This is a genomic window from Variovorax sp. R-27, assembly GCF_049913215.1.
Taxonomy (GTDB): Bacteria; Pseudomonadota; Gammaproteobacteria; order Burkholderiales; family Burkholderiaceae_C; genus Variovorax.
In genome coordinates, this window is record NZ_CP183984.1 from 2409006 (window position 1) to 2434077 (window position 25072).

A 25072-nucleotide genomic window follows, 5' to 3' on the forward strand; every position below is an offset into this window, starting at 1 on the left:
GTCTTCCGCCATGCCCGATACCGCCATGCCACCACGCGCTTCCGGCTGTCCCGTCGCGCACGGCCCGCTGTCTTCCGAGCGCACGCCCACCGGCTGCCCCGTGAGCCAACGCGCTGCCGGCTTCGACCCCTTCGAAGACGGCTACCAGCAGGACCCGCCCGAGTACGTGCGCTGGGCGCGCGAGCAGGAGCCCATCTTCTACAGCCCCAAGCTGGGCTACTGGGTGCTCACGCGCTATGCGGACATCAAGGCGGTGTTCCGCGACAACATCACCTTCAGCCCGTCGAACGCGCTGGAAAAGATCACGCCCACCGGCGAGGAAGCCAACGCGGTGCTCGCCTCGTACGGCTTCGCGCTGAACCGCACGCTGGTCAACGAGGACGAGCCCGCCCACATGCCGCGCCGCCGCGCGTTGATGGACCCGTTCACGCCCGAGGCGCTGAAGCACCACGAGCCGATGGTGCGCGAGCTGGCCCGCACGTATGTCGACCGCTTCATCGACGACGGCAAGGCCGATCTCGTCGACCAGATGCTGTGGGAAATTCCGCTCACCGTGGCGCTGCACTTCCTTGGCGTGCCCGAGGAAGACATGGACACGCTGCGCAAATACTCCATCGCGCACACCGTCAACACCTGGGGCCGCCCGAAGCCCGAGGAGCAGGTGGCCGTGGCGCACGCGGTCGGCAACTTCTGGCAGTACGCCGGCAAGGTGCTCGAGAAGATGCGGCAAGACCCCGACGCACCCGGCTGGATGCAGTACGGCATCCGCAAGCAGATGCTGCACCCCGAGGTGGTGACCGACTCGTACCTGCACTCGATGATGATGGCCGGCATCGTGGCCGCGCACGAGACCACCGCCAACGCCACAGCCAACGCGATGAAGCTGCTGCTGCAGCACCCCCACGTGTGGCGCGAACTGTGCGAAGACCCGGGGCTCATTCCCAACGCGGTGGAAGAGTGCCTGCGCCACAACGGCTCGGTGGCCGCATGGCGCCGGCTCGTCACGAAAGACACGCAGATCGACGGCGTCGACCTGCCGGCGGGCTCGCGCCTGCTGATCGTCACCTCGTCGGCCAACCACGACGAAGGGCACTTCGCCGATGCCGACCTGTTCGACATCCGCCGCGACAACGCCAGCGACCATCTGACCTTCGGCTACGGCTCGCATCAGTGCATGGGCAAGAACCTGGCGCGCATGGAAATGCAGATCTTCCTGGAGGAGTTCACGCGCCGGCTGCCGCACATGCGGCTGTCGGAGCAGCGCTTCACCTACGTGCCGAACACTTCGTTCCGCGGGCCCGAGCACCTGTGGGTGGAATGGGACCCGGCGGCCAACCCCGAGCGCGCGAACAAGGGCCTGCGCGATGTGCAGGTGCCCGTGCGCATCGGCGAACCTTCGGCGCATTCGATCGCGAGACCCGTGGTGGTCGAGCGCGTGACGCCGGTGGCCGATGGCATCGTCAAGCTGCGCCTCGCATCGCCCGACGGCAAGGCGCTGCCGCGCTGGACGCCTGGCTCGCACATCGACGTCGAATGCGGCGCGCCCGAGCTGTCGCGCCAGTACTCGCTGTGCGGCGACCCCGACGAGGCGGGTGTGCTGGAAATCGCCGTACTGCACGAGCCCGATGGGCGTGGTGGCTCGGCATGGGTGCATGCGAACGTGAAGCCGGGCGACCGGCTGCGCATTCGCGGTCCGCGCAACCACTTTCGCCTCGACGAGTCGCTGAAGAAGGCGATCTTCATTGCCGGCGGCATCGGCATCACGCCAGTCAGCGCGATGGCGCGGCGCGCGAAGGCGCTGGGCATGGACTACGAACTGCACTACAGCGGCCGCAGCCGCACGAGCATGGCCTTCGTCGACGAGCTGGCCGCGCTGCATGGCGAACGCCTGCACGTGCACGCTGCCGACGAAGGGCGCCGCAACGATCTGCAGGCCCTGCTCGCGCAACCCGTGCCCGGCGCACAGGTCTATGCTTGCGGCCCGCTGCGAATGCTCGAAGCGCTGGAAAGCTGCTGCGCCGCGTGGCCCGAAGGCACGCTGCGTGTGGAGCATTTCGAGTCGACGCTCGCCACGCTCGATCCGTCGAAGGAGCACGCCTTCGAGGTCGAGCTGAAGGACTCCGGCCTCGTCCTCACCGTGCCGCCCGACCAGACCCTGCTGACCGCGCTGCGCGCCGCGAACGTCGACGTGCAGAGCGATTGCGAAGAAGGCCTGTGTGGCTCGTGCGAAGTGCGCGTGCTCTCCGGCAAGGTCGATCACCGCGACGTGGTGCTCACGCGTACGGAGCGCGACGCCAACACGAAGATGATGGCCTGCTGCTCGCGTGCCTGCGAAGGGCGCCTGGTGCTCGAACTCTAGTCAGCTCGCGAGTGGCATTCGCAGTGCAACCTGCGTCTCGCCGGGGCGCGACTGCAACTGCAGCTCGGCGCCGAGGCGGCGCGCCCGCGTGCGCAGGCTGCGCAACCCCGCGCCGCCGGCTTCGCCAGTGCCTTCGACCGCAAAGCCGCGCCCGTCATCGCGCACGCTGAGCCGGAGCTCGGCGCCCGCGCGCGCCACGGTCACGTCCACGCGCCGGCTCGCGCTGTGCTTGAGCACATTGGTCAGCGCCTCCTGCAGGAAGCGCATCAGGTCGAGGCTCTGCGAAGGCGGCAGTTCGAGCGTGTCGATGCCCGACACCTGCCAGCGGCAGTCGATGCCGTTGGCATCGAGCAGCTGCGCGCTGCGGTGGCGCAGCGGCGCCAGCAGCTCGCCCAGCGCGCGGGCGCCATCGTCGCGGCCGGTGGCATCGATGATCAGCCGCAGGTCGTCGCGCAGGCGCTTGAGCATGGCGAGCAGCTCGGGCGCGCTGAGGTTCTCGGGCGTGCGCTCCAGCGTGGCGATGCTGCCCACCAGCATGCCGCCGAGGCCGTCGTGCAGGTCGCTCACCAGGTTCACGCGTTCGCCGATGCGCGCATGCGTCAGCTCCAGCGCGTGCTGCTGCGCCAGCGTGGCGGCGAGGTCGGCCTTGGCCGCGTTCACTTCCTCGATCAGCTCGGTGTTGAAGTTCTCGATGCGCTTGAGGCTCTTCACGAACTGCGCGGCCAGCGTCAGCGCCATGCCCAGCAGCAGGATGTACGAAGACATCGTCGTGTAGTAGGTGTTGCTGTCGATCACCTGCGTGAACACCAGCAAGTCGTGCGCGTCCGTCAGCGCCGACACCGCCATGAACGGTGCGAGCGAGCGCATCGGGCTGTTTCGGTGGCGCAGGGCGTGGACGATCGAGGTGCCGTTCACGGCGATGACGGTGAAGCCGCCCGCCAGCGTCCAGATGGCGCGGTGCGCGATCAGGTCTGCGTGGGGCGCCAGCCACAGGTCGAGCACGCCGACCACCGCAACCAGCAGCGCCGCGCCCTCCAGCCGGGGCATGCGCCGCCCGCAGAAGCGCAGCGCGAAGACGACGTAGGAAACGCCGAAGACCAGCAGCGTCGAGATGTTCAGCGCCTGCCAGCTGTGGTTGCTGGCAAAGGGCCAGGGGCTGGTCGCGATCTGGTTGTAGCCGAACAGCAGCCACAGCACGGACATCAGCGCGAACCATCCGTAGGCCGTCTCGCGCCGACGCAGCAGCCACAGGGCGGCGAAGAAGGCCGAGGCCGCCGCGCTCACCGCGAGGCCCAGCACCTGCAGGTCGCGGCGCACGAGGCGCTCCTGCTCGAACTCTGCCTGCATCGCGGCCGGCGTGCCCAGGCTCACCGGCCCCAGCCCCGCCTGATAGGCGAACAGGCCCGATACGCGCACCAGCAGCGTGTTGGTGCCGGGCCTGAGCAGCGGCGGCGCCAGCAGCCAGTAGCGCGGTGTGTTCCAGGCGCGCGTGAGCGGCTCGACCAGGCTGTCGTCGCGCGAAATCGGCGTGCCGTTGAGCGACACCTCGCCGGCCATGTTGAGGTAGTGCAGCAGCAGGCCGGTTTCGCGCACCTGCTCCGGCTCCTGCCACGTCAGCCGGTACCAGACCACGCCGTCGAAGCCGGGCCAGCGTGTGGCCCAGCTGTCGGGCAGGGTGACGGGTGCCCAGCCTTCAGCGGGCGGGGCCGTGTCGTTCCAGCCGGTGCCGTGCACGGCTTCGACGTGCAGCGCGGGCGCGGCGGTTGCCTGGGCGAAGGCCGGGCTGGCCGCAAGAAGCAGGAGGAGCAGCGCGCCCGTCAGCGCAGCAAGCCATGCCTTCGCGCCTGAAAGACGGCTTCGGTGCGCGAATTGACGGCCAGCTTGCGGTAGATGTTCTTGGTGTGGCATTCCACGGTCAGTCTGGAGATCGACAGCGACTCGGCCATGTCGCGATTGCTCAGGCCTTGCGACACGAGCTCGAGGATCTTGCGCTCGCGGCGCGTCAGCGGGGCCAGTCCATCGGCGGCGGGTGCGGCGCCGGAGGCTTGCACCTGCGCGTCGGCCGTCGGCTGGTGCGTTGCGAGCCACGCGAGGATGTGGCGCGCGATGCTGGGGTCGATGGGCGCACCGCCCTGTTCGATGCTGCGCAGCGCGATGCCGAGTTCGACGTCGTCACGCTCTTTCAGCAGATAGCCGATGGCGCCCGCGCGCAGTGCCGCGAAGATGATTTCCTCGGTGCGCCAGGCCGATATCACCACCGCCGGAATGCCCGGGTGGTGCGCCTGCAGCCAGTCGATGAGCTCCACGCCACTGCCGTCGGGCAGACCGATGTCCACCAGCACAACGCCGTAGCCATGCTCGCCGAGCAGTTGCTGCGCCCCGGCGACGCTGTCGGTCACCGCAATGCGCTCCTCATTGCAGCCGAGCGTGGACAGCACGTAGCGCAGGCGTGCCTGCATGGCGGGGTCGTCCTCGACGATGAGGGCGGGGCTCAGCGAGACGGGTTCGGCGTCTTCGATCGGGAGAGGGGACATTCGGCGGATTCTTCGGCCAGCGCGGCGCGACGGGTAACGGTATTCGCTTATTTTCCGTGGTTGTTGCGAAGTATGTCCGCGGCGGGCCGGCACATGATCGCGTACGCCGAGTTCGTGACCGGCTCCAGGTGTTCCGCCGCGCTGCGAAAGCCCAGCCGCTCGTAGAACGCCACGCTGCGCGGCGTGAAGGTTTCCAGGAAGCACGGCGCGCCTGCCGCGTCGGCTTCGACCAGCGTTGGCGCCAGCAGCTGCGCACCCAGCCCGCGCCCCTGTGCGGCGGGCGAGATGCCGAGGATCGACAGGTACCAGGCCCCCGCCGGCACCACGGCCGGCGCACGCGCGGCCATGAATTCGACGATGCGGTGGTAGTTGTCATAGCCACGCGGGCCCAGTGTGCTCGCGAGGAATTCGTTCTTTGCCGCCGACTCGGCTGCGTCGACCTCATTCGTGCGCGGCAGCAGCCAGGCCGCCGCGCCGAGCTTGCCGTCTTCCGTCGCCAGGAAGCGCCCGGTTCGCGCGGCCTCGTCCAGCGAGTAGGCGAAGTACCTGGCGAGCACCGCCTTGCGGGTCGGCATGTCGTGCTCGAAGTCGGCGGAGATTGCGAGATAGAACGGATCGACGATGAGTGCGTCGGCCAATGCGGGCGCTGACGGGAGTTCGAGAGACATGCGGAGGTCGGCAAGGTTCAGGATGACCTGCGCGATTCTAGGGAGCCGCCCTCAGTCCAGCGTGACGCCGCCGCTGAGGTTCAGCACCGCGCCTGTCATCGCGCCAGCGCCTTCCGATGCGGCGAACAGCGCGGCGGCTGCCATCTGGTCGAGCGAGGGAAGCCGCTTCACGAGCAGGCCGGCTGGCTTGTCCGCGAGCATCTGCTCGACCGTGATCCCCATGCTCTCCGCGGCCGGGCGGAACACTTCGTAGGAATGCGAGCCGGCGAACGCCGCTTCGGGAATGGCGTGCGAGCGGATGCACACCGTGCGGATGTTGAAGGCTGCCAGCTCGCCGGCCATGTGGCGCGACAACGCCTCCACGCCCGCGCAGGCCACCGCGTGGCCGAGATAGCCCGGGCCGGGCAGGCGCGAAGCCGGTGTCGACACTGAAAGGATTACGCCGCCGCCGCGCTTTGCCATGTGCGGCGCGACGGCCTTGGCCGTGAGAAAGGGGCTGCGGGTGTAGGCATGCACGGGCACGAAGAAGTCTTCCAGCGACAGCGCCGACAGCGGCGTGCCCTGCACGTGCAGGATGCCGATGGCGTTGAGCGCGATGTCGATGCCGCCGGCGCGTTCGGCCACCTCGCCGGCGTGGCGGACCATGGCCTGCTCGTCGAGCGCATCGACCACCGCCGCCTCGGCGCGGCCGCCCTCGGCCACGATGGCCTGCACCGCCGCATCGAGCCTGGCGCGGTTGCGCCCCGTGATGAACACCCGGGCGCCTTCGCGGGCAAAGGCGCGGGCCACCGCGCCGCCGATGGCGCCGCTGCCGCCATGAATCACCAAGCACCGGTCCTTGAATGTCTGGGACATCGTCTTCTCCTTGGGTTGCCGCCCGCGACATGCGGGCGTTCCAGCCAAGGACGGACGGCGGCGGCGCGATCCGACAACGCTGCCGAAAAAATCTTCCGCAGCTTCAGACCTGCGGAATCCGCGCCGGAATCACGCCGGGGTCGTACCAGGTGATCGGCCTGATCTCGAACACGCCAGTCTCGAAGGCCAACCGGTGCGCGGCATGCGTGGCCTCCTCGACGGTTTCGCACTCCACGATGTAGATGCCCATCAGCTGTTCTTTTGTCTCGGCAAAGGGGCCGTCGGTGACCAGCGGGTGCATGTCGCCCGCGCGGCGCACCGTGGTGGCCACGTTCGGCATCAGCCGCAGCACCGTGCCGAGTCGGCCCTGCGCCTGCAGGTCGTCGCGCAGGTCGGTGTGGCGATCGAGCATCTCCTCTTCGACGCCAGGCTCCCAGGCGGCCACCGCGGATTCGGAACCGTAGATGAGGATGGAATAAAGCATGGTCTTCCTTTTTCTGGCTGTGGTTCGTGGTTCGGGAGGATCGATCAATGCGGCGCGCCGAGGCGGTCGAGCATCGTTCGGATGTGCGCCGCCTCCGCGGCCGTGCGGGCCAGGCCGAGGGCGCGCGCGAAGGCGGCATGGGCTTCCTCGTCTTGGCCGAGCTGCATCAGCAGCGTGCCCTGCAGGCCGTGGAAGTGGAAGTAGTCGGCCAGTGCACCGGCCAGCGGTTCCGTCAGCGCCAGCGCCGCCTGCGGCCCGTGCAGCTTGTGCACGGCCACTGCGCGGTTCAGCGTGACGACCGGCGAGGGCTGAAGGGTTTCGAGCGCTACGTAGAGACGGTCGATCTCGGCCCAGTTCGTGTCTTCGGCGCGTGTGGCCTGCGCGTGGGTGGCTGCGATGGCCGCCTGCAGTTGGTAGGGGCCGGGCCGGCGTTGCCGCAGCGCGCCTTCGACCAGCGCAAGGCCCTCGCCGATCAGCGTACGGTTCCAGCGCGCGCGGTCCTGGTCTTCGAGCAGCACGACCATGCCGCCGGCATCGAGCCGCGCATCGGCGCGCGCATGCTGCAGCAGGAGCAGGGCAGCAAGGCCCATCAGCTCGGGCTCGTCGGGAAAGATCGCGAGCAGCAGCCGTGCGAGGCGTATCGCCTCTTCGCACAACGCTGCGCGCACGTGCTCGGTGCCGCCGCTGGCCGAGTAGCCTTCGTTGAACAGCAGGTAGACCGTGGTGCACACGGCGGCCAGCCGCCCGTCGCGCTCGCGCCGGCCCGGCGTGTCGAAGGGAATGCCGGCCGACTCCACGCGCTTCTTGGCGCGCGTGATGCGCTGCTCCATCGCGCTTTCGCCGACGAGGAAGGCACGCGCGATCTCCTGCACCGAAAGGCCTGAGACGATGCGCAGCGCCAGCGCGATCTGCTGCGTGAGCGGCAGCTCGGGGTGGCAGCAGACGAACAGCAGGCGCAGCACGTCGTCGCGGTAGTGGGCGTGGTCAAGCTGCTCGATGAGCCGGGCCTCGGTGTCTTCGAGATCGGAGATGAGTGTCTCGTCCTCGGGCAGCGCGTCGTGCCGGTTGCGCCGGCGCACCTCGTCGAGCGCCGCATTGCGCCCCACGAAGATCAGCCAGGCCAGCGGATCGGCGGGAGGGCCGCTCGCGGGCCAGTGCTGCAGGGCGCGCAGGCTGGCTTCCTGGAAGGCTTCCTCGGCCGTGTCCAGCTCGCGGAAGTAGCGCAGCAGCGCCGCCACCGCGCGCGGGCGCGAGGCGGTCAGCGTGGTGGCGATCCAGGCGGTGTCGGTCATGCGATGCGCTCGTTGTCCCTCGTTCCTGCTCACCCAAGGACGAGCGAGTATGCGTCGCGCCGACACGCTCGGCAAAATCGGGCGCTCAGTCCTTGAAACGAAATCTCGAAAGAATGGAGCACCGCGGATGACGCTGGCAATGAGCTGGAACGAATGGGCCGATCACGACGGCATCGGGTTGGCCGAGAGGGTCCGCAAGGGCGACGTGACGGCGGCGGAGCTGGCGACCCAGGCCGCGGCGGGCATCGCGAAGCTCAACCCGCAACTCGATGCGGTGGTCGAGGTGTTCGACGACGTGGTGGCCGATCCGCTGAAGGACGGCATGAACCCCGATGGCGTGTTCGCGGGCCTGCCCTACCTGATGAAGGATCTCGGGCCGACGCTGAAGGGCCGGCTGCAGGAATTCGGCTCGATGATGATGCAGGGCCATCGCCCGGCTGCCGACAGCTTTCTTACGCAGCAGCTGCGCAAGGCGGGCCTCAACATCGTGGGCCGCAGCACGACGCCGGAGTTCGGCGTGTGCAGCTCGGCGGAGAACGCGCTGCACACCACGCGCAACCCCTGGGACCTCGAATACACCACCTGCGGCTCGTCGGCCGGTACGGCCGCCGCCGTTGCCGCCGGTGTGCTGCCGCTCTCGCATGCCACCGACGGCGGCGGCTCCATCCGCATTCCGGCGGGCGTGAACGGCAACATCGGCCTGAAGGTGTCGCGTGGCGTGTTCTCGCTGGCGCCGGGCCTGTCGGACCTCTCGGGGTTGGTGTCGATCCAGGGCTGCCACAGCCGCACGGTGCGCGACACCGCCGCCTTCGTCGACCACTGCCGCGGCGGCGCGCCCGGCGAGTTCATGCCCTTCTGGTCGCCGGCCGAGCCGTACAGCGAACTCATCCGGCGCGACCCGGGCCGCCTGCGCATCGCGCTGTCGCACGAGTGGGGCGACTTCCGTGCAACGCCGCATTTCGTGGCCGAGCTGGAGCGCGTCGGCAAGTTTCTCGAAGGGCTGGGCCATCACGTCGAATGGGTGCTGCCCGAGGTCGATTTCAAAGCCGCCTTTGCCGCGCAGACCACCTGCTACATCAGCAACTTCGCGCAGGTCATCGACGGCCACCTGCACCGGCTGGGGCTGGAGCGCCCACCGGCCGAGCTGCTGGAGCCGATCAACATCAAGATCTGGGAAGCCGGGCTGCACACCTCGTACACCGAGCGCTCGAAGATGCAGGCGGTGTTCAACACCACCTCGCGCGCCTTCGGCGACTTCTTCCAGCGCTGGGACATCATCCTGACGCCGATCACCGCGCTGCCCACGCCCAAGGTCGGCACCAGCGAGTACCTGACGACGAGCACGAACCCGTCCGTCTACGACTGGTTCGCCAACCTCTGGCAGAACTTCGCGTACACGCCGCTGGCCAACCTGTGCGGCATGCCGGGCATCTCGCTGCCGATGGCCTCGCAGGAAAACGGCATGCCGCTGGGCATCCAGGCACAGGCGGCGCAGGCGAACGACGGGCTGCTGCTGCAGCTGGCCGCGCAGATCGAGCGGGCGCTAGATGGCAAGTGGAATGCGGGCCGGCGGCCCGGGGTGCACGTCACCCAGGGGTGACGGCGCGGTCGCTCAGAGCAGGTTGCGCAGCGCGGCTTCGATGGCCGCGGCTGTTGCCAGCGGCTTTTCCATCGGGAAGAGGTGCGTGCCGTCCATCATGGCGATGCGGCCCTTGGTGACCTGCTCGGTCATCGCCATGCCCACCCGCTTCATCTCGGCCGACTGGCGCCCGCCGATGAAGGCCGCCTTGCACTTGAGCGGGTGCGCGCGCAGCAGCGCGCCGAGGTTGTGGGGCAGGGTGTTGTAGATGGCGGTCTCGACGTCGCGGTCGAAGCTCAGTGAACGGCCGTCCTCGCCAGCTTTGTCTGCATCGAAGGTGCCATGGTCGATGTAGTCGTGCAGCACCTGCTCGTCCCACTTCGCGAACGCCTTCTTGCTGCGGAAATGCTCGAACACCGCCTCGCGATGCTCCCAGCTGTTCTTGCGCTTGCGGCTGATGGCGCCGGGCGAAATGCTCTTCATGAGCGGCGTGCGCTTGACCACGTTGAGCGTGTTCGCGCGCCAGCCGCCGAGGATGGGCGAGTCGATCAGCACCACGCCGCGTGCCAGCTCCGGGTGCAGCGCCGCGCACATCAGGCTCAGGAATCCGCCAAGCGAATGGCCGATCAGGAACACTGGTCCGCCCGCGCGGTCGGCACGCAGCTTTGCAAAGTCGGCCAGCTGCTGCACCAGGTGCGGCCAGTTGTCGGTGACGGGGTACTTCGGGTCGTGCCCGAATTTCTCGATGGCATCGACCTCGAAGCCGCGGTTGCGCAGGCTGTCGAGGACGACGCGGTAGGTGCTCGCGGGAAAGCTGTTGCCGTGCGAGAAGACGACCGGAGGCACGGGGGTCAGATCAGCTTTTCGTCTGGCGTGGAAATCTTGCGCAGCGGGCTGTGGCGCGTTGCGGGCATCTTCAGCGGATGCTCGGTCTGGCTGTCGTCCCACACCGGGTCTTCGATGCTGTCGAACACCTCGCGCAGCTTCTGGCCCCAGCTGCTGTGCACCATGCGGTAGTAGGGGTTGTCGGCGTCGATGCAGATCACGCGGTCGGTTTCGAGCTTGTTGGCCTCGTACACCACCAGGTCGAGCGGCAGGCCGACCGACAGGTTCGACTTCATGGTCGAGTCCATCGACACCAGTGCGCACTTGGCTGCCTCGTCGAGCGGCGTCTCGGGCGTGAGCACGCGGTCGAGCACGGGCTTGCCGTACTTCGATTCGCCGACCTGGAAGTAGGGCGTCTCGGTGGTGGCTTCGATGAAGTTGCCGGCCGCGTAGACGAGGAAGAGACGCATGCCTTCGCCCTTGACCTGCCCGCCGAAGATGAAGGACACGTTGAAGTCCAGCCCCGCATGCTTGAGCGCCTCGGCATCGCGGTCGTACACATGGCGCACCGCCGAGCCGAGCACGCGCGCGGCATCGAACATGCTCTTCGCGTTCCAGATGGTGATGGGCTCGCCCTGCGTGCCGTCTTCGCGGGTTTCGCGCAGCTCCTCGATCTGGAGGATTTCTCGCACCGACTGCGAGATGCTCAGGTTGCCCGACGACAGCAGCACCATGACGCGGTCGCCCGGCTGCTCGTAGACGATCATCTTGCGGAAGGTGCTGATGTGGTCCACGCCCGCGTTGGTGCGCGAGTCGGAGAGAAACACCAGGCCGGCGTTGAGTTTGATGCCTACGCAGTAAGTCATGGGTTCGTCTGGCATGACCGGCGCCGGATCATGCGGCACCGAGTTCACGTTTATTCAGTTTTTGAAGGGCATACAAGGCATCGAGGGCCTCGCGCGGGCTCATGGTGTCGGGGTCGAGCGCGGCCAGCGCGGATTCTACGGCGCTGGCCAGCGGTGTCTCGGCCACCGGAGGCGGTGCAAACAGGTCGACCTGTGCACGAGTTTGCGCATGCTGCGATTCAAGCGCCTCCAGCGCCTGCCGCGCATGGTTGACCACCGCCGCGGGCATGCCCGCGAGCCGCGCCACCTGGATGCCGTAGCTCTTGCTGGCAGGGCCGGGCTGCATTTCGTGCAGGAACACGATGTCGCGGCCCGCCTCGGTCGCGCTCACGTGCATGTTCACGGCGCCGTGGTGTGTGGCCGGAAACTCGGTCAACTCGAAATAGTGCGTGGCGAACAGCGTGAAGGCCTTGCTGCGGTCGTGCAGCTGGGCCGCGATACCGGCGGCCAGCGCCAGCCCGTCGAAGGTGCTGGTGCCGCGGCCGATCTCGTCCATCAGCACCAGCGACTGCGCCGTGGCGCTGTGCAGGATTTGCGCGGCCTCGGTCATTTCGAGCATGAAGGTCGACTGCGCATTGGCCAGGTCGTCCGCCGCGCCGATGCGGGTGTGGATGGCGTCGATCGGCCCGAGCCGGCAGGCTGCCGCCGGCACGTGCGAGCCGATGGAGGCCAGCAGCACGATGATGGCCACCTGCCGCATGTACGTCGACTTACCGCCCATGTTGGGACCGGTGATGACCTGCATGCGCTGCTGCGGCCCGAGCTGCGTGTCGTTGGCGATGAATCCGCCCGACGACTTCTCGGCCAGCCGCGCTTCCACCACCGGGTGGCGGCCCTGCTGTATCTCGATGCAGGGGTGCGCCACGAAGCTCGGTGCGCGCCAGTGCAGCGTGTGCGAGCGCTCGGCCAGCGCGCACAGCGCGTCGAGCGTGGCGATGCCGCCGGCCAGCTGCGTGAGCGCGGGCACCGAGGGCTGCAGCGCGTCGAGCAGTTGCTCGTACAGCCACTTCTCGCGGGCCAGCGCGCGGTCTTGCGCGCTCAGGGCCTTGTCCTCGAAGGCTTTCAGCTCGGGCGTGATGAAGCGCTCGGCGTTCTTCAGCGTCTGGCGGCGGCGGTAGTTGTCGGGCACCTTCGAGAGCGCGCTTTGCGTCACCTCGATGTAGAAGCCGTGCACGCGGTTGAACTGCACCCGCAGGTTGCTGATGCCGGTGCGCTCGCGTTCGCTGATTTCGAGCTTCAGCAAAAAGTCGTCGCAGTTCTCGCTGATGGCGCGCAGCTCGTCGAGTTCGGCGTCGTGGCCGGTAGCGATCACCCCGCCGTCGCGCACCAGCGCCGACGGGTCGGGCTTGATGGCGCTGGTCAGCAGGTCGGCGCAGCCGGGCGGCGGGGCCAGGCGTTCGGTGATCTGGGCCAGCAGTGCAGCGGCGCCAGGCAGCAGGGGCGCAAGCTGCTCCGCTTTCGATAGCGCCAGCCGCAGCGCCAGCAGTTCGCGCGGGCGCACCTGCCGCAGCGCGATGCGGGCTGCAATGCGCTCCACGTCACTCGTGTTCTTGAGCTGCTCACGCAGCGTGCGCCACGGTGCGGCAGTGCCACCGAGCACGGTCGACTGCAGGGCGCCGATGGCTTCGAGCCGGGCCTGCGCTTCGGAGCGGTCGCGCCGGGGCGAGAGCAGCCAGCGCTTCAGCAGGCGGCTGCCCATGCCCGTCATGCAGGTGTCGAGCAGCGAGAACATCGTGGGCGAGTCTTCGCCACGCAGCGTCTGCACCAGTTCGAGGTTGCGGCGCGTAGTGGGCGGCAGCTCGATCAGGTCGCCGTCGCGCTCGACCGACAGGCGCTGCACGTGCGAGAGCGCGCGGCCCTGGGTGTGTTCGGCATAGCCCAGCAGCGCGGCGGCTGCGGCATGCGCGTTGGTCAGCGATTCGGCGTTCCAGGCGGCGAGGCTGTTGCTGCCCATCTGCTCGGCCAGCTTGCGCTCGCCCAGGCCGCCGTCGAATTGCCACGCCGGGCGAATCGACAGCGTGAAGGGCGTGGCACTGCGCGCGGCTTTCAGGCGCTGCTCGAAAGCCGGCGTTACTTCGGCGCTGTACAGCAGCTCGCTGGGCGCGATGCGAGCGATCCAGGCTTCGAGCGCGTCGGCTGGGCATTCAGCCAGCCGCAGTTCGGCACCGGTCACGCTGAGCCATGCCAGCCCGCAGAAATTGCGCGAGCCCGCATGCACCGCGAGCAGCAGCGATTCGCTCTTGTCGTTGAGTAGTTCGGAGTCGGTCAGCGTGCCGGGCGTGACCACGCGAACCACCTTGCGTTCGACCGGGCCCTTGCTGGCGCCGACTTCGCCCACCTGCTCGCAGATGGCGACCGATTCGCCCAGCTTGATGAGGCGGCCCAGGTAGGTGTCGACCGCATGGAAGGGCACGCCGCACATCACCACCGGCTGGCCGGCCGACTGGCCGCGCTGGGTGAGCGTGATGTCGAGCAGGCGCGCGGCCTTTTCGGCGTCGGCCCAGAAGAGTTCGTAGAAATCGCCCATCCGGTAGAACAGCAGGGTGTCCGGATGGTCCGCCTTGAGGCCTAGATATTGGGCCATCATCGGGGTGTGCCCGAGCGTTGCTTCTGCCCCGCCAGGGGATGCCGTCGATTTATCCTTCGAATTCAATGATTTCGCCTTGTGTCTGTGTCGGGGTATCCGAGCGAGCCTTGGCTCGGATTATCTTGTATGGGACATCCGCAAGGCGCCGGCCGGGCCCGCACCCACCACTCTAAAATCCCCCGACGCGACCCCCGCGTGAAGAACAAACAAGGCGCCCATGGCCCAGCTGGATGATTTCAAAGGCCTTGAAGCGAACGCGGCTGCGCTGCCCGGCAGCGCCACCTTGCCCGCAGAGCTTGCCGCGCTGTATCTGTGCATAACACCGGCCCAGCTTGCGGAGCTGCGAAAGTCGAAACGGCCCGAGGGGCGCGCGGGCCACAGCCCGTCTGTCATCAGGCCGGTGGAAGGCGGCGCAGCGGGGCCCAAGGACCCGGTGCTCTACAACTTGGGTGCCTTGCGCGACTTTGCGAAAGCGCACGCCGCTCCATCCGCCTTCGACACCGCGGCCAGCGCCGGCATGCTGGGTTGGGTGTCGGCGAAGCTGCCTTTCTTCGCGGAACTCGAACCCCGCATCAAGCGCGGCAAGCGCGTGATCATCGGCGGTGCCTGGGACCGGACCGACCCCCTGCGCGAGGCGCGCTTCGTCGATCTCGCGAAAGGCCGCATCCGATTCGCATCGCTGACATGCTCCGAAGCCGCGGCCAGCCTGTGGGCCGATGTTGCGAGCCATTCCGCGCTGGCTGAAAAGGGGCTCGCGCTGCTCAGGAGCGAAACGCAAGCCATCGAGGCTTCGCTGGCGGCCACCGCCCAACTGGCCGCAACTTCGAATTCCAACGCGACGACCTGATCGACGTCCAGATTGAACATGGAAGAGTACCGATGCTGATCAATTGCGTCGCTTATGAAAACGGCGCCAAGCTCGCCGACATCTCGGTCGAGGCCATCAGCGACTACATCAGCCGGCCGGGCTGCTTCGTCTGGGTAGCGCTGAGCGACGCCTCACCCGAGGAGCTGAGTGTGATGCAGCACGAATTCGGCCTGCACCCGCTCGCGGTGGAAGACGCCCGCAACGGCCACCAGCGGCCGAAGATGGAGGAATACGGCGACTCGCTCTTCGTCGTCATGCACATGGTCGAGCCATCGCCCGAGGGCGAGCACTGCACGAACGTGGGCGAGGTCGACGTGTTCGTCGGCAGCAACTACGTGCTGTCGGTGCGCAACCGCAGCAAGCAGGGCTTTCTTGGCGTGCGCGAGCGCTGCGAGCGCGAGCCGGATCTGCTGCGCAACGGCGCGGGCTTCGTGCTGTATGCGTTGATGGACGCGGTGGTCGACCGCTACTTTCCGGTGATCGATGCGCTGGAGGACGAGCTCGAAGCCATCGAGCAGCAGCTTTTCGGCCAGGGCGGCGCAGCGCGCGACAAGATCAAGCAGCTCTACGACCTGAAGCGGCGCAGCATGATCCTCAAGCGTGCGGTGGCGCCGCTGCTGGAGGCATCGGGCAAGATGCACGGAGGGCGCGTGCCGCAGATCTGCATGAGCTCGCAGGAGTACTTTCGCGACGTGGGCGACCATCTGGGGCGCATCAACGGCTCGATCGACGCGATGCGCGACACCATCGGCACGGCGATCCAGGTGAACCTGTCGATGGTCACCATCGAGGAGAGCGAAGTCACCAAGCGCCTTGCGGCCTGGGCCAGCATCTTCGCGGTGTGCACCGCCTTCGCCGGCATCTGGGGCATGAACTTCGAGAACATGCCGGAGCTGAAATTCCGCTATGGCTATGCAGTGGCGCTGGGGCTGATCGTCAGCACCTGCGGCTATCTCTACTACCGGTTCAGGCGCGCCGGCTGGCTTTGACTGTGAGTGTGTGAGTGCGAGGGGGGCTTGCTAAGTCCCAACTAATAAACATGTAGATAATCAAGTCCCTTATGAAAAGGGACTTCACCCAGCGCTTCGGCTTCCTCGTCAAGAGCGTGGGCAAGCTCTACAGCGAAGAGTTCGACCGCCTCGCGCGCGAACGCATCGGCCTCACCAGCGCCCAGTGCCGCCTGCTCGGCGCACTGGCCATGCACGGCGATGAAGAGCCCCTCTCGCAGGCCGAACTCGCGCAGCGGCTCGACCTGACCCCGATGGCCGTGGCCGGCCTGTGCGACCGCATGGCCGCGGCCGGCTGGATCCGCCGCGAGCCCAGCGCCACGGATCGCCGCGTCAACAAGATTCATCTGGAGCCCAGCGCCGAGAAAGCGCTCGACAGCGCGCTCAGCCTCAGCGACGGGCTCAATGCCCGCGTGATGGCGGTGCTGTCGCAGCCCGAGCGCGCGCAACTGCTGAGCCTGCTCGCCAAGGTGCAAGGCAGCCTGGTGGAAATCACCTCGGGCGAGGGCAAGAAGCCATGAGCGTCGCGCCCGGAACCAAGGTGCCGCACCGCGGCATGATCACCATCTCGATCATGCTGGCGACCATCATGCAGGCGCTGGACACCACGATCGCCAACGTCGCACTGCCCCACATGCAGGGCAGCCTGCAGGCCTCGCAGGACCAGATCACCTGGGTGCTCACCTCGTACATCGTGGCCTCGGCCATCGCGCTGCCGCTGACCGGCTGGCTGTGCGGCCACTGGGGGCGGCGGCGCGTGTTCATCATCTCGGTGATCGGCTTCACGGTAGCCTCGGCGCTGTGCGGGCTTGCGACCTCGCTGGTCGGTATCGTGGCCGCGCGGCTGCTGCAGGGCATCTTCGGCGCGGCGCTGGTGCCGCTGTCGCAGGCGGTGCTGCTCGACATCAACCCGCGCGAGAAAGTCGGCCAGGCAATGGCGATCTGGGGCGCGGGCATCATGGTCGGGCCCATCCTCGGGCCGCTGCTGGGCGGCTGGCTCACCGAGAACTTCGACTGGCGCTGGGTGTTCTTCATCAACCTGCCGGTGGGCATCTTCGCCTTCTGGGGCATCGCGCGCTACCTGCCCGAGAGCCGGCCGCAGGGCGAGAAGCTCGACATCTTCGGCTTCGTGACGCTGAGCCTGGCCATCGGCATGCTGCAGCTGTTTCTCGACCGCGGCGAACAGCTCGACTGGTTCGATTCGTGGGAGATCAAGCTCGAAGCCGCCGCCGCGCTGGTGGCCTTCGGCTTCTTCGTGGTCCACACGTGGACGGTGCAGGGCGTGTCTTTCTTCGATCGCGACTTGCTGAAAGACCGCAACTTCGTCACTGGCCTGTTGTTCGCGTTCATCGTCGGCATGATCTTGTTCGCGACGATGGCACTGCTGCCCAACTTCCTGCAGGGGCTGATGGGTTATCCGGTGGTCTACACGGGCGAGGTGACGGCGCCGCGCGGCGTCGGCACGATGATCGCGATGATCATCGTGGGCCGGCTGGTGCAGAAGGTGGACGTGCGCGCGATCATGGCCGTGGGCTTCGGCCTCACGGCGTTCTCGCTCTACCAGATGACGCGGCTCACGCTGCAGATGGACAGCACGCTGATCATCGTTTCGGGCTTCATTCAGGGCCTGGGCATCGGCTTCACCTTCGTGCCGCTGTCGACCGCCACCTTCGCCACGCTGGCGCCGCGGCTGCGCAACCAGGGCACACCGATCTTCAGCCTGCTGCGCAACATCGGCAGCAGCGTAGGCATCTCGATCGTGCAGGCGCTGCTGACCGAAGGCTCGAGCAAGGCGCATGCGCAGATCGCGTCGACCGTGGCGCCGGGCAACACCGCGCTGTCGACGCTGCCGCAGATGATGTCGCCCGACACGATGACGGGGCTGGCGCTGCTGAATGCGGAAGTGACCCGGCAGGGCGCGCTGATCGGCTACCTGGACGACTTCGCGATCATGATGATCATCACGGTGCTGGCGATTCCACTGCTGTTGCTGATCAAGAGCCCGAGGCGCAGTGCGGCGGCCTCAGGCCCGGCCGAAGTGCCGCACTGAAAGACCCGCATCACTCGTCGTGCGTGTCGTGCGTTGCCACCGCACCGCGACGCCAGTAGCCCGAGGCCCGCGTCCACTTCGGGTTCGCGCCGCGCTCGCCCACCAGGTGCGCGCGCAGCGCCTTGGCGATGGCCGATTCGCAGCCTACCCACGCATGGAAATCGCCGGCCGGTAGCTGCATGGCCTTCAGCGCGTCGAGCAGCACGGGGCTCAGGCCCGGCTCGGTGCCGCGGCGGTGCACCCACTTCAACGTGAGTTCGGCCTGCGTGTCGAACGGAATCTCGTCGGCTTCGCTGTCGACTTCCGCCAGCACTACCGCGCGAGAGCCGGCCGGCAGTTCGGCCAGGCGACGCGAGATGGCGGGCAGGGCGGTGTCGTCGCCGATCAGCAGGTGCCAGTCGAACTCGGTCGGCACGATGAACGAGCCGCGCGGGCCGCCCACACCGACGACGTCGCCGGGCTTGGCCTGCTCGGCCCACTGCGTGGCGGGGCCGGCTTCGTGCAGCGCGAAGTCGATTTCGAGCGTGCCGGCCTTGGCGTCGTGGCGGCGCGGCGTGTAGTCGCGCATGGTGGGGCGGCCGCTTGCGGGCCACACCGGGCCTTCGGGGCCGGCGGTGGGCAGCGTGAGCTTGCCGGTGGTGGCATCGGGAAAGAAGATCTTCGCGTGGTCGTCGAAGCCGGGGCTGGTGAAGCCCGCGAGGTCGTCGCCCGTGAGGGTGATGCGAATCAGGTGCGGCGTTACGCGCTGCGCGGATTTCACCGTGAGCTGGCGAAAGCGCAGGTCGTGGCGCACCCGGCGCGGCGTGCGGTCGGGGGCGGTGGAAGCAGATGAAGTACTGAAGTCAGTCATTGCAGAAGTCCTGGGTGAGCAGGGCGGGTTGAGATGGGGTTCAGATCTTTTCGATCTGCTGCGCGGCGCTGTCGAGCACCGCGGCGAAGTCGTGGGCCTGCTGCTCGGTCAGCACGCCCGACAGGCGCATGCGCATTGCGAGCTTGAGGTTCTCGATGGCGCGCGTGACCTGCGGCGGGCGTCCGCCGCGCGGGCCGGCGCCGTCGACGCCGCCGCTCATGCGGGACATCATGGCGTCGGCCATCTCGCGATTGGCCGTGAGGAATTCCTGGCCGCTGGCCGTGATGCTGTAGCGCTTGCGGCCGCTGCCGTCGGCGGTTTCCACGCTGAGGTAGCCCATTTCCTCGAGCAGCGTGAGGGTTGGGTAGACCACGCCGGGGCTCGGCGCATAGCTGCCGCCGAGGCGGTCTTCGATGGCCTTGATCAGTTCGTAGCCGTGGGCCGGCTTGTCGGCGATGAGCTGCAGCAGCACGAAGCGCAGGCCACCATGGCCGAACACGCGTCCGCCGCGGCCGCCACGGTGTCCGCGGCCGCCGGAAAGGCCGTCTTCATGTTCGCCGCGGGCGGTGTGGCAGTGGTGATGGTTGAGATGGAAATGTCTCATGGTGGGTATCCTTTGTGATGTGTATCGGAATTATTTTAGATATATCTAAAATAAAGTCAAATCGATACGCACCGGATACCGGGCATGGGTGTCAGGCAGCGCCGGCGCGGTGCTCCTGCAGGTGCGCCAGCGACAGTGCCTCGCCGATGTGCGACATCTGCACGGCGGCGGCTTCGGCCGAGCCTTCCGCCGCTTCGATGACGCGCTCGAACATCTCCATTTCGTAAGTGGCAACCGCTGCGGCCCAGTCTTCCTGTCCGGCGAGCAGGGCGGCCAGCTCGGCGGCGTCGCGCATGGCGGCGTTCACGCCTTCGCCGCCGAACGGCGACATCACATGCGCCGCATCGCCCAGCAGCGTGAGCCCGCGCCGGGGCGCCCAGCAATGGCCGACCGGCAGCGCGTGGATGAGACGAGGGACGAACTGGTCGTTGCTCATCCGGAAGAGGTCGGTAACGGCATCGGCATAGCCCGCGAACTCCGCGAGCAGCGCGCTGCGCACCGCTGCTGGCGACGAGAAGTCGAAGCGCTTCGCTGCCCAGTCCGCAGGCACGCGGAAGATCGCATAGCCACGGATATGCGCGTTGCCGTTGCGCTGCACGATGATTGCCTTTCCATCGCCTTGCACATCCAGCTTGCCCCGGCCGACGAGCTGCGCGATGGCCGGATGGCTGCGGTCGACGTCGTCGATGCCGAACTCGATGAAGGTCAGGCCGCTGTACTGCGGCTTGTAGGGCGACAGCAGCGGCCGCACGCGCGACCACGCGCCGTCCGCACCGACGACCAGGTCGAACGGGCCTGCCTCGCTGCCGCCTGTGAACGAGAGGTTCCAGCGCCCGCCTTCCTGCCGCCGCATGTCACTGAGCGCACGGCCCCACTGCACGCAGCCGGCCGGCAACGACGCCAGCAGCATGTCGCGCAGCGCGGTGCGGTCGACCTCGGGGCGGTTGCCGGCGGAGGCATCGGGCTCCTCGAACAGCACGCGGCCGGTCTTGTCGAGCAGGCGCGAGCCCTGGTCGTCGTAGCGCGCGATGCGCTGGAACTCGCTGTCGAGCCCGGCGCGTTGCACGGCCAACTGGCCGGAGTCTTCGTGCAGGTCGAGCGTGCCGCCTTGCGGCCGCGCGAGCGGGCCTTCTTCGCGTTCGAACACGGTGGCATGGATGCCGGACAGATGAAGGATGCGTGCCAGCGTGAGTCCGCCGGGGCCGGCGCCAACGATGGCAATGCGGGGATCGGTGTGCATTCGGATTACTTCTCAATAAAGGATAGGTTCCTATTTATATTAGCATAGGAGGCTATGCATGTAAGATATCCGGCATGACCGACACCGAGACACCCAATCCCCTGAAACTCATCGGCCGCGTGACGCGCGGCTTCTCCCGCATCGCCGACGTGGGGGTTCGTGAACTCGGCTTTGCCGTGGGTCAACTGCCGGTGCTGGTGTCGCTCAAGAAAAGCAAGGCGCTGTCGCAGGCCGAGCTCGCGCGCATCGCACAGGTGGAGCAGCCCAGCATGGCGCAGCTTCTGGCCCGCATGGAGCGCGACGGCCTGGTCGAGCGCGTGCCCGACCCCGTGGACAAGCGCAGCCGCCTCATCTCGCTGACCCCGCTGGCCGCCAGGCGCCTGCCCAAGGCCAAGGCCGTGATGGATGCGCACACGCAAGAGGCGCTGGCCGGCTTCTCCCCCGAAGAAGTCGAGCAACTGACAGCGCTGCTGGTGCGGCTCAACGCGAACGTCGAGCGCATGGGCGGAGGCTAGCGCCCAGCGTTGACCGGCGCGTTCTTCTGGTCCGCGTCGGTCAGCGTGCGCAAAAACGCCGCCACGTCGCGAATCTCCGCCTCGGTCAGCGCCGGCTTGTCGCCGCGCTTCTGCCCGAAGGGCGCATCGGTGTTGATGTTGGCGTGGTACTGCGGCGGCAGGTCGTCGTACTGCTGCACGATGCCCTTGGCCGAACGCGCATACCAGCGCTGCGGCGTGGTGTCGCGCTGCGCGTAGAAGCGGATGGCTTCCTCCAGCGAATGGAATACCCCGTTGTGGAAGAAGCTCTGCCGCACCGCCACGTTGCGCAGCGTGGGCGTGCGGAACAGGCCGCAGTATTCGGGGTGGTCCTTCATGTCGGTGCGGTACGGGCCGCACAGGCCGAGGTCGTAGAACGCCGGATCGGCATTCGCCTTGAGCTTGCGGTTGCGCGGCACGGCCAGCGCGATCAACCCGAAGTCGGTGAAGAGCGGAAAGGCGCCGTCCTGCGTGCGTACGCTGATATGGCACGAGGCGCAGTTGCCCTTGTTCTCGTCGTTGAAGAGCCGCAGCCCGCGCGTCTCGGCGACGCTGAGCTTGGCTTCGCCGCGCAGCACTGCGTCGTACTTGCTCGTGAACGGATAGAAGTCTTTCGGCGACTGCTGGAACACCTCCAGCGCAAGGCCCGCGGCCTTGAAGGCGGCGTCCGGGTTCTTGAACACGTCGTCGCCGAAGGCCTTGCGCAGTTCATCGGCATAGGTCGCGCGTTCGAGCTTGGCCGCCACTTCAGCCACAGACGCGTTGCCCATCTCGGAGGGCGAGAGCAGCGGCATGCCCGCTTGCTCGTGCGCGGAGCCGGCGCGGCCGTCCCACATGTGGCCGCCGGTGGGGCCGGCGTCGATGCTGTCGTCGCCGTCGTTGTCGTGGTGGTGCTCGGTGAAGGCGATGAGCGTTTCCAGGTAGCGCAGCGAGGGCGCGGCGCGCGGGCCTTCCTGCTTGCCGTCGGCGCCGCCGAGCTGTACCGACAGCGCATTGGGCGGCCCCCACGCGTGCTGCGGGTCGTGGCAACTCGCGCACGAGGCCTTGCCCGTGGCCGAGAGGCTGCCGTCGAAGAAGATGCGCCGGCCGATTTCAGTGAGCTGCGCGGCGCTGGGTTGCGGCCGGCCGGGCACGGGGGCGTAGGTGGCGCCGACGTAGGCGGGCTGAGCGGGGGGCGCTGCGGGGGCTGGCGTTGGCGCGGCTTGGGGTGGCGGTACCGGCGTCGAAGCAGTCAGCGATGCGGGTGCCTCCCGGCCGCAGGCGGCAAGCACGCCATACAGCAGGAGAGCCGCGGCAAGCACGGCCAGTCGGCGAAGGGAGCGTGTCGTCGGGGGCACGTGGAGAAAGGATGGGCGGACCGGACCGCGAGGCAACCGGCGAGGATCGGTTTCACACATGTCAGCGGCGTGACATTTGGTGGAGATTTCTTAGCCCTGAATTAGCAATCCCGGTGTACGACGAATTGCAACATGGCTGTCACGCGTCACGCAGAGCATCACGGCGCCCGGCCGCCGGTCTGGTTCATCCACACCTCATAACTCCACTCATGATGAATTCATCCCAACGTAGCAGCGCATCCTTGCGCGGGCGCAAACTCGTGCGCCACCTGACTCCCTGGCCGACAGCCATTGCGGCGGCGGCGATGGTCGTGGCCTGTGGCGGTTCCGACAACAACTCGGGCTTCTTCGGGTTCCCTTCCGGTGGTAGCAGCACGACGACCACTTCCGGCGTCGTCACCGGCAGCTACTACCGCAACGCCAAGGTCTGCATCGACACCAACAACAACGGTCGCTGCGACAGCGGTGAACTCGCCACCACCACCGATGCCAACGGCGCCTTCACGCTCTCCGGCCAGGGCGCCGTGGTGGCCGAGATCGGCACGTCGAGCAAGCGCTTCGACCCCACGACCAGCACCGAGACAGCCGTCACGCAGCCGCTGGTGTTCCGCGCACCGGCCGCAGCCAATGGCGTGGTGAGCGCCATCACCACCGAACTGGTGGCGCTGATGGATGCCAATGGCGGCAACCTCGCTGCTGCGCGCACCGCGCTGGCCGCACGCCTGGGCGTGAGCGAAGCGCAACTGCTGGCCGACCACAACAAGATCACCGACGCCGGCATCAAGACCGCGCTGCAGAACGAGATCGACCAGGCCATCGAGCGCATCGCCGAAGCGGTGGCCGAGGCCGGTGCCGGCGGCGACGTGATCGCTGCGCTGCGCAACCGCTTCGCGCTCGACCAGATCACCAACGTCGTCGTCATCTACGCGGAAAACCGTGGCTTCGACAATCTGTACGGCCTGTTTCCCGGCGCCAACGGCATCCCGGGCGTGAACCCAACTTCGCTGACCAAAACGCCGGAACCGCAGAAGGACTTCGACGGCTCGACGCTGCCGACCCTGCCGCCGGTATGGGGCGGTGTTACCGCGGCCGGCCAGACCACCACGATCACGCAGGCGCAGACCGTGGGCATGCCCAACCAGATGTTCCAGATCGATGCCGATGCGGGCTTCTACAACACCGGCACCAAGATCGACCAGACCATCATCTCGCGCGACCTGGTGCATCGCTTCTACAACAACCAGATGCAGATCAACGGCGGCAAGAACGACAAGTTCACCGCCTACTCGGATGCCGGCGGCCTCAGCATGGGCTACTACGACGGCACCAAGATGAAGCTGTGGCAAGTGGCCAAGCAATACACGCTGGCCGACAACTTCTTCATGGGCGCATTCGGCGGCTCGTTCCTGAACCACCAGTACCTCGTGTGCGCCTGCGCGCCGCTGTACCCCAACGCAGATGCTGCCTCGTCACCCGCCAAGGCCAGCATCTCGGCCATCGACACCGACGGCGCCGGCAACTTCGTGCGCCTCACGCCCGCCGCGGGTGCGTCGACCTCGGTGCTCAACGCCGCGCCCACGTACCTGAACGACAACACACTGACGCCGAAGGATGCCGCCGGCAACTTCTACGCAGTCAACACCATGCAGCCGCCGTACCAGCCCAGCGGCAACGCACCGGCGACCAGCGACACCAGCAAGCTCTTCGCCGACCCGACCAAGGCCAACACGCTGCCAGCGCAGACGCAGGCCACCATCGGCGACCTGCTCACGGCCAAGGGCCTCAGCTGGGCCTGGTATGGCGGTGCGTGGAAGGACACCACAGCCATCGCAACGGGCAGCCGCGTGTTCCCGCCCGCAGTGCCACCCGCCGCGCAGACGCCGAACTTCCAGTTCCACCACCAGCCGTTCAACTACTACGCCGCGTTCGACCCGAGCGCCCACCCCGATGCGCGCGCCGCTCACCTGAAGGACTTCGATGCCGATTTCCTGAAGGACGCCGCCGCTGGCACGCTGCCCGCCGTGAGCTTCTACAAGCCGCAGGGCAACCTGAACCAGCACGCCGGCTATGCCAGCGTGGCCGACGGCGACGCGCACATTGCCGACGTCCTCGCCAAGCTGCAGGCCAGCCCGCAGTGGAAGAACATGCTCGTGGTCGTCACGTACGACGAAAACGGCGGCTTCTACGACCACGCGACCGTGCCGAAGGGCGACCGCTGGGGCCCCGGCACGCGCATTCCGGCGCTCATCGTCTCGCCGTTCGCGAAGAAGGGCTTCATCGACAAGACCCAGTACGACACCGCCTCCACGTTGCGCTTCATCACGCACCGCTGGTCGCTGCCGCCGCTGAAGGGCCTTGTCGAGCGCGACGCCGCGCTCGTGAAGAACGGCAGCCGTCCGATGGGCGACCTGACCGCGGCGCTCGACTTCTCCCAGAAGCCCTGAGCTCTGGCATTGGTCTGAAGCGAAAGGGAGGGGGCGTGTAGTCCACCTCCT

21 protein-coding genes are annotated in these 25072 nt (G+C 67.6%); 8 read left to right on the forward strand and 13 right to left on the reverse strand.

Going from position 1 to position 25072, the window contains the following annotated elements; all coding sequences use genetic code 11:
- Window positions 1-10 precede the first annotated feature (10 nt).
- Complete coding sequence (locus ACN9MV_RS11165) at window positions 11-2359, forward strand: cytochrome P450/oxidoreductase (RefSeq protein ID WP_426392227.1); 2349 nt, start codon at window positions 11-13, stop codon at window positions 2357-2359.
- On the opposite strand, the gene ACN9MV_RS11170 is transcribed toward ACN9MV_RS11165, so the two are convergent.
- From ACN9MV_RS11170 to ACN9MV_RS11195, 6 genes are all read right to left on the reverse strand, one after another.
- On the reverse strand, window positions 2360-4267 hold the full coding sequence (locus tag ACN9MV_RS11170) for an ATP-binding protein (protein WP_426392228.1): 1908 nt from the start codon (window positions 4265-4267) through the stop codon (window positions 2360-2362). It abuts the gene before it with no gap.
- Window positions 4177-4893 carry a response regulator transcription factor gene (locus ACN9MV_RS11175; RefSeq protein ID WP_093177752.1) on the reverse strand — a complete coding sequence of 239 codons (717 nt, stop codon included), beginning with the start codon at window positions 4891-4893 and terminating at the stop codon, window positions 4177-4179. Before ACN9MV_RS11175 ends, ACN9MV_RS11170 begins: the two co-directional genes overlap by 91 nt.
- Before the next feature lie 47 nt (window positions 4894-4940).
- Window positions 4941-5561, reverse strand: coding sequence for a GNAT family N-acetyltransferase (locus ACN9MV_RS11180; protein WP_426392229.1), 621 nt, complete (start codon window positions 5559-5561; stop codon window positions 4941-4943).
- Between the two features lie 51 nt (window positions 5562-5612).
- Entirely contained in the window at window positions 5613-6416 is an 804-nt protein-coding gene (locus tag ACN9MV_RS11185) for an SDR family NAD(P)-dependent oxidoreductase (protein WP_426392231.1), read from the reverse strand.
- Window positions 6417-6519: 103 nt separating this feature from the next.
- On the reverse strand, window positions 6520-6900 hold the full coding sequence (locus ACN9MV_RS11190) for a YciI family protein (RefSeq protein WP_093177748.1): 381 nt from the start codon (window positions 6898-6900) through the stop codon (window positions 6520-6522).
- Window positions 6901-6944: 44 nt separating this feature from the next.
- Window positions 6945-8192, reverse strand: a complete 1248-nt coding sequence (locus ACN9MV_RS11195; RefSeq protein ID WP_426392233.1) for an RNA polymerase sigma factor — start codon at window positions 8190-8192, stop codon at window positions 6945-6947.
- A 127-nt stretch (window positions 8193-8319) separates the two neighbouring features.
- On the opposite strand from ACN9MV_RS11195, the gene ACN9MV_RS11200 reads away from it, so the two are divergent.
- Window positions 8320-9792, forward strand: coding sequence for an amidase (locus tag ACN9MV_RS11200; protein WP_426392235.1), 1473 nt, complete (start codon window positions 8320-8322; stop codon window positions 9790-9792).
- Window positions 9793-9804: 12 nt separating this feature from the next.
- On the opposite strand, the gene ACN9MV_RS11205 is transcribed toward ACN9MV_RS11200, so the two are convergent.
- From ACN9MV_RS11205 to mutS, 3 genes are read right to left on the reverse strand one after another with little or no spacing between them, the layout of a single operon-like run.
- Window positions 9805-10617 carry an alpha/beta hydrolase gene (locus tag ACN9MV_RS11205; protein ID WP_354337544.1) on the reverse strand — a complete coding sequence of 271 codons (813 nt, stop codon included), beginning with the start codon at window positions 10615-10617 and terminating at the stop codon, window positions 9805-9807.
- A 5-nt stretch (window positions 10618-10622) separates the two neighbouring features.
- Window positions 10623-11462, reverse strand: coding sequence for a proteasome-type protease (locus tag ACN9MV_RS11210; RefSeq protein WP_093059103.1), 840 nt, complete (start codon window positions 11460-11462; stop codon window positions 10623-10625).
- A 28-nt stretch (window positions 11463-11490) separates the two neighbouring features.
- Entirely contained in the window at window positions 11491-14088 is a 2598-nt protein-coding gene (mutS, locus tag ACN9MV_RS11215) for a DNA mismatch repair protein MutS (protein ID WP_426392237.1), read from the reverse strand.
- 217 nt (window positions 14089-14305) lie between these two features.
- Here mutS and ACN9MV_RS11220 point away from each other — a divergent pair, with 217 nt between their 5' ends.
- From ACN9MV_RS11220 to ACN9MV_RS11235, 4 genes are all read left to right on the forward strand, one after another.
- Window positions 14306-14935 carry a hypothetical protein gene (locus tag ACN9MV_RS11220; RefSeq protein WP_093059060.1) on the forward strand — a complete coding sequence of 210 codons (630 nt, stop codon included), beginning with the start codon at window positions 14306-14308 and terminating at the stop codon, window positions 14933-14935.
- Window positions 14936-14967: 32 nt separating this feature from the next.
- Window positions 14968-15945, forward strand: coding sequence for a magnesium and cobalt transport protein CorA (locus tag ACN9MV_RS11225; RefSeq protein ID WP_093082404.1), 978 nt, complete (start codon window positions 14968-14970; stop codon window positions 15943-15945).
- 71 nt (window positions 15946-16016) lie between these two features.
- Entirely contained in the window at window positions 16017-16484 is a 468-nt protein-coding gene (locus tag ACN9MV_RS11230; RefSeq protein WP_093082406.1) for a MarR family winged helix-turn-helix transcriptional regulator, read from the forward strand.
- Window positions 16481-18013, forward strand: a complete 1533-nt coding sequence (locus ACN9MV_RS11235) for a DHA2 family efflux MFS transporter permease subunit (protein WP_093059063.1) — start codon at window positions 16481-16483, stop codon at window positions 18011-18013. Before ACN9MV_RS11230 ends, ACN9MV_RS11235 begins: the two co-directional genes overlap by 4 nt.
- A 10-nt stretch (window positions 18014-18023) precedes the next feature.
- Here the strand turns inward: ACN9MV_RS11235 and ACN9MV_RS11240 are convergent, their stop codons facing one another.
- The 3 genes from ACN9MV_RS11240 to ACN9MV_RS11250 form a co-directional block, all read right to left on the reverse strand.
- Complete coding sequence (locus tag ACN9MV_RS11240; protein ID WP_093082408.1) at window positions 18024-18863, reverse strand: siderophore-interacting protein; 840 nt, start codon at window positions 18861-18863, stop codon at window positions 18024-18026.
- Window positions 18864-18903: 40 nt separating this feature from the next.
- Window positions 18904-19467, reverse strand: a complete 564-nt coding sequence (locus ACN9MV_RS11245) for a PadR family transcriptional regulator (RefSeq protein ID WP_426392239.1) — start codon at window positions 19465-19467, stop codon at window positions 18904-18906.
- Between the two features lie 91 nt (window positions 19468-19558).
- Entirely contained in the window at window positions 19559-20707 is a 1149-nt protein-coding gene (locus ACN9MV_RS11250; RefSeq protein WP_426392240.1) for an FAD-dependent oxidoreductase, read from the reverse strand.
- Between the two features lie 74 nt (window positions 20708-20781).
- On the opposite strand from ACN9MV_RS11250, the gene ACN9MV_RS11255 reads away from it, so the two are divergent.
- Window positions 20782-21222 carry a MarR family winged helix-turn-helix transcriptional regulator gene (locus ACN9MV_RS11255; RefSeq protein ID WP_093059067.1) on the forward strand — a complete coding sequence of 147 codons (441 nt, stop codon included), beginning with the start codon at window positions 20782-20784 and terminating at the stop codon, window positions 21220-21222.
- Here the strand turns inward: ACN9MV_RS11255 and ACN9MV_RS11260 are convergent.
- Window positions 21219-22637, reverse strand: a complete 1419-nt coding sequence (locus tag ACN9MV_RS11260) for a cytochrome-c peroxidase (RefSeq protein ID WP_426392242.1) — start codon at window positions 22635-22637, stop codon at window positions 21219-21221. The two genes, ACN9MV_RS11255 and ACN9MV_RS11260, sit on opposite strands and share 4 nt — an antisense overlap.
- Before the next feature lie 245 nt (window positions 22638-22882).
- Between ACN9MV_RS11260 and acpA the strand changes: the two genes are divergently transcribed.
- A complete protein-coding gene (gene acpA, locus ACN9MV_RS11265) occupies window positions 22883-25021 on the forward strand; it encodes an acid phosphatase (protein WP_426393159.1) in 2139 nt (712 codons plus the stop codon).
- Window positions 25022-25072: the final 51 nt, after the last annotated feature.

Excerpts from the sequence above, each read along its gene's own strand:
- ACN9MV_RS11225 (WP_093082404.1), top strand. The coding sequence starts at position 14,968 with ATGCTGATCAATTGCGTCGCTTATGAAAACGGCGCCAAGCTCGCCGAC.
- ACN9MV_RS11235 (WP_093059063.1), top strand. The coding sequence starts at position 16,481 with ATGAGCGTCGCGCCCGGAACCAAGGTGCCGCACCGCGGCATGATCACC.
- ACN9MV_RS11210 (WP_093059103.1), bottom strand. The coding sequence starts at position 11,462 with ATGACTTACTGCGTAGGCATCAAACTCAACGCCGGCCTGGTGTTTCTC.
- acpA (WP_426393159.1), top strand. The coding sequence starts at position 22,883 with ATGGTCGTGGCCTGTGGCGGTTCCGACAACAACTCGGGCTTCTTCGGG.
- ACN9MV_RS11260 (WP_426392242.1), bottom strand. The coding sequence starts at position 22,637 with ATGTGTGAAACCGATCCTCGCCGGTTGCCTCGCGGTCCGGTCCGCCCA.
- ACN9MV_RS11195 (WP_426392233.1), bottom strand. The coding sequence starts at position 8,192 with ATGACCGACACCGCCTGGATCGCCACCACGCTGACCGCCTCGCGCCCG.
- ACN9MV_RS11200 (WP_426392235.1), top strand. The coding sequence starts at position 8,320 with ATGACGCTGGCAATGAGCTGGAACGAATGGGCCGATCACGACGGCATC.
- ACN9MV_RS11250 (WP_426392240.1), bottom strand. The coding sequence starts at position 20,707 with ATGCACACCGATCCCCGCATTGCCATCGTTGGCGCCGGCCCCGGCGGA.
- ACN9MV_RS11175 (WP_093177752.1), bottom strand. The coding sequence starts at position 4,893 with ATGTCCCCTCTCCCGATCGAAGACGCCGAACCCGTCTCGCTGAGCCCC.
- ACN9MV_RS11240 (WP_093082408.1), bottom strand. The coding sequence starts at position 18,863 with ATGACTGACTTCAGTACTTCATCTGCTTCCACCGCCCCCGACCGCACG.
- ACN9MV_RS11245 (WP_426392239.1), bottom strand. The coding sequence starts at position 19,467 with ATGAGACATTTCCATCTCAACCATCACCACTGCCACACCGCCCGCGGC.
- ACN9MV_RS11190 (WP_093177748.1), bottom strand. The coding sequence starts at position 6,900 with ATGCTTTATTCCATCCTCATCTACGGTTCCGAATCCGCGGTGGCCGCC.
- ACN9MV_RS11220 (WP_093059060.1), top strand. The coding sequence starts at position 14,306 with ATGGCCCAGCTGGATGATTTCAAAGGCCTTGAAGCGAACGCGGCTGCG.
- ACN9MV_RS11180 (WP_426392229.1), bottom strand. The coding sequence starts at position 5,561 with ATGTCTCTCGAACTCCCGTCAGCGCCCGCATTGGCCGACGCACTCATC.
- ACN9MV_RS11255 (WP_093059067.1), top strand. The coding sequence starts at position 20,782 with ATGACCGACACCGAGACACCCAATCCCCTGAAACTCATCGGCCGCGTG.
- ACN9MV_RS11230 (WP_093082406.1), top strand. The coding sequence starts at position 16,017 with ATGAAAAGGGACTTCACCCAGCGCTTCGGCTTCCTCGTCAAGAGCGTG.
- ACN9MV_RS11185 (WP_426392231.1), bottom strand. The coding sequence starts at position 6,416 with ATGTCCCAGACATTCAAGGACCGGTGCTTGGTGATTCATGGCGGCAGC.
- ACN9MV_RS11165 (WP_426392227.1), top strand. The coding sequence starts at position 11 with ATGCCCGATACCGCCATGCCACCACGCGCTTCCGGCTGTCCCGTCGCG.
- ACN9MV_RS11170 (WP_426392228.1), bottom strand. The coding sequence starts at position 4,267 with ATGCCACACCAAGAACATCTACCGCAAGCTGGCCGTCAATTCGCGCAC.
- mutS (WP_426392237.1), bottom strand. The coding sequence starts at position 14,088 with ATGATGGCCCAATATCTAGGCCTCAAGGCGGACCATCCGGACACCCTG.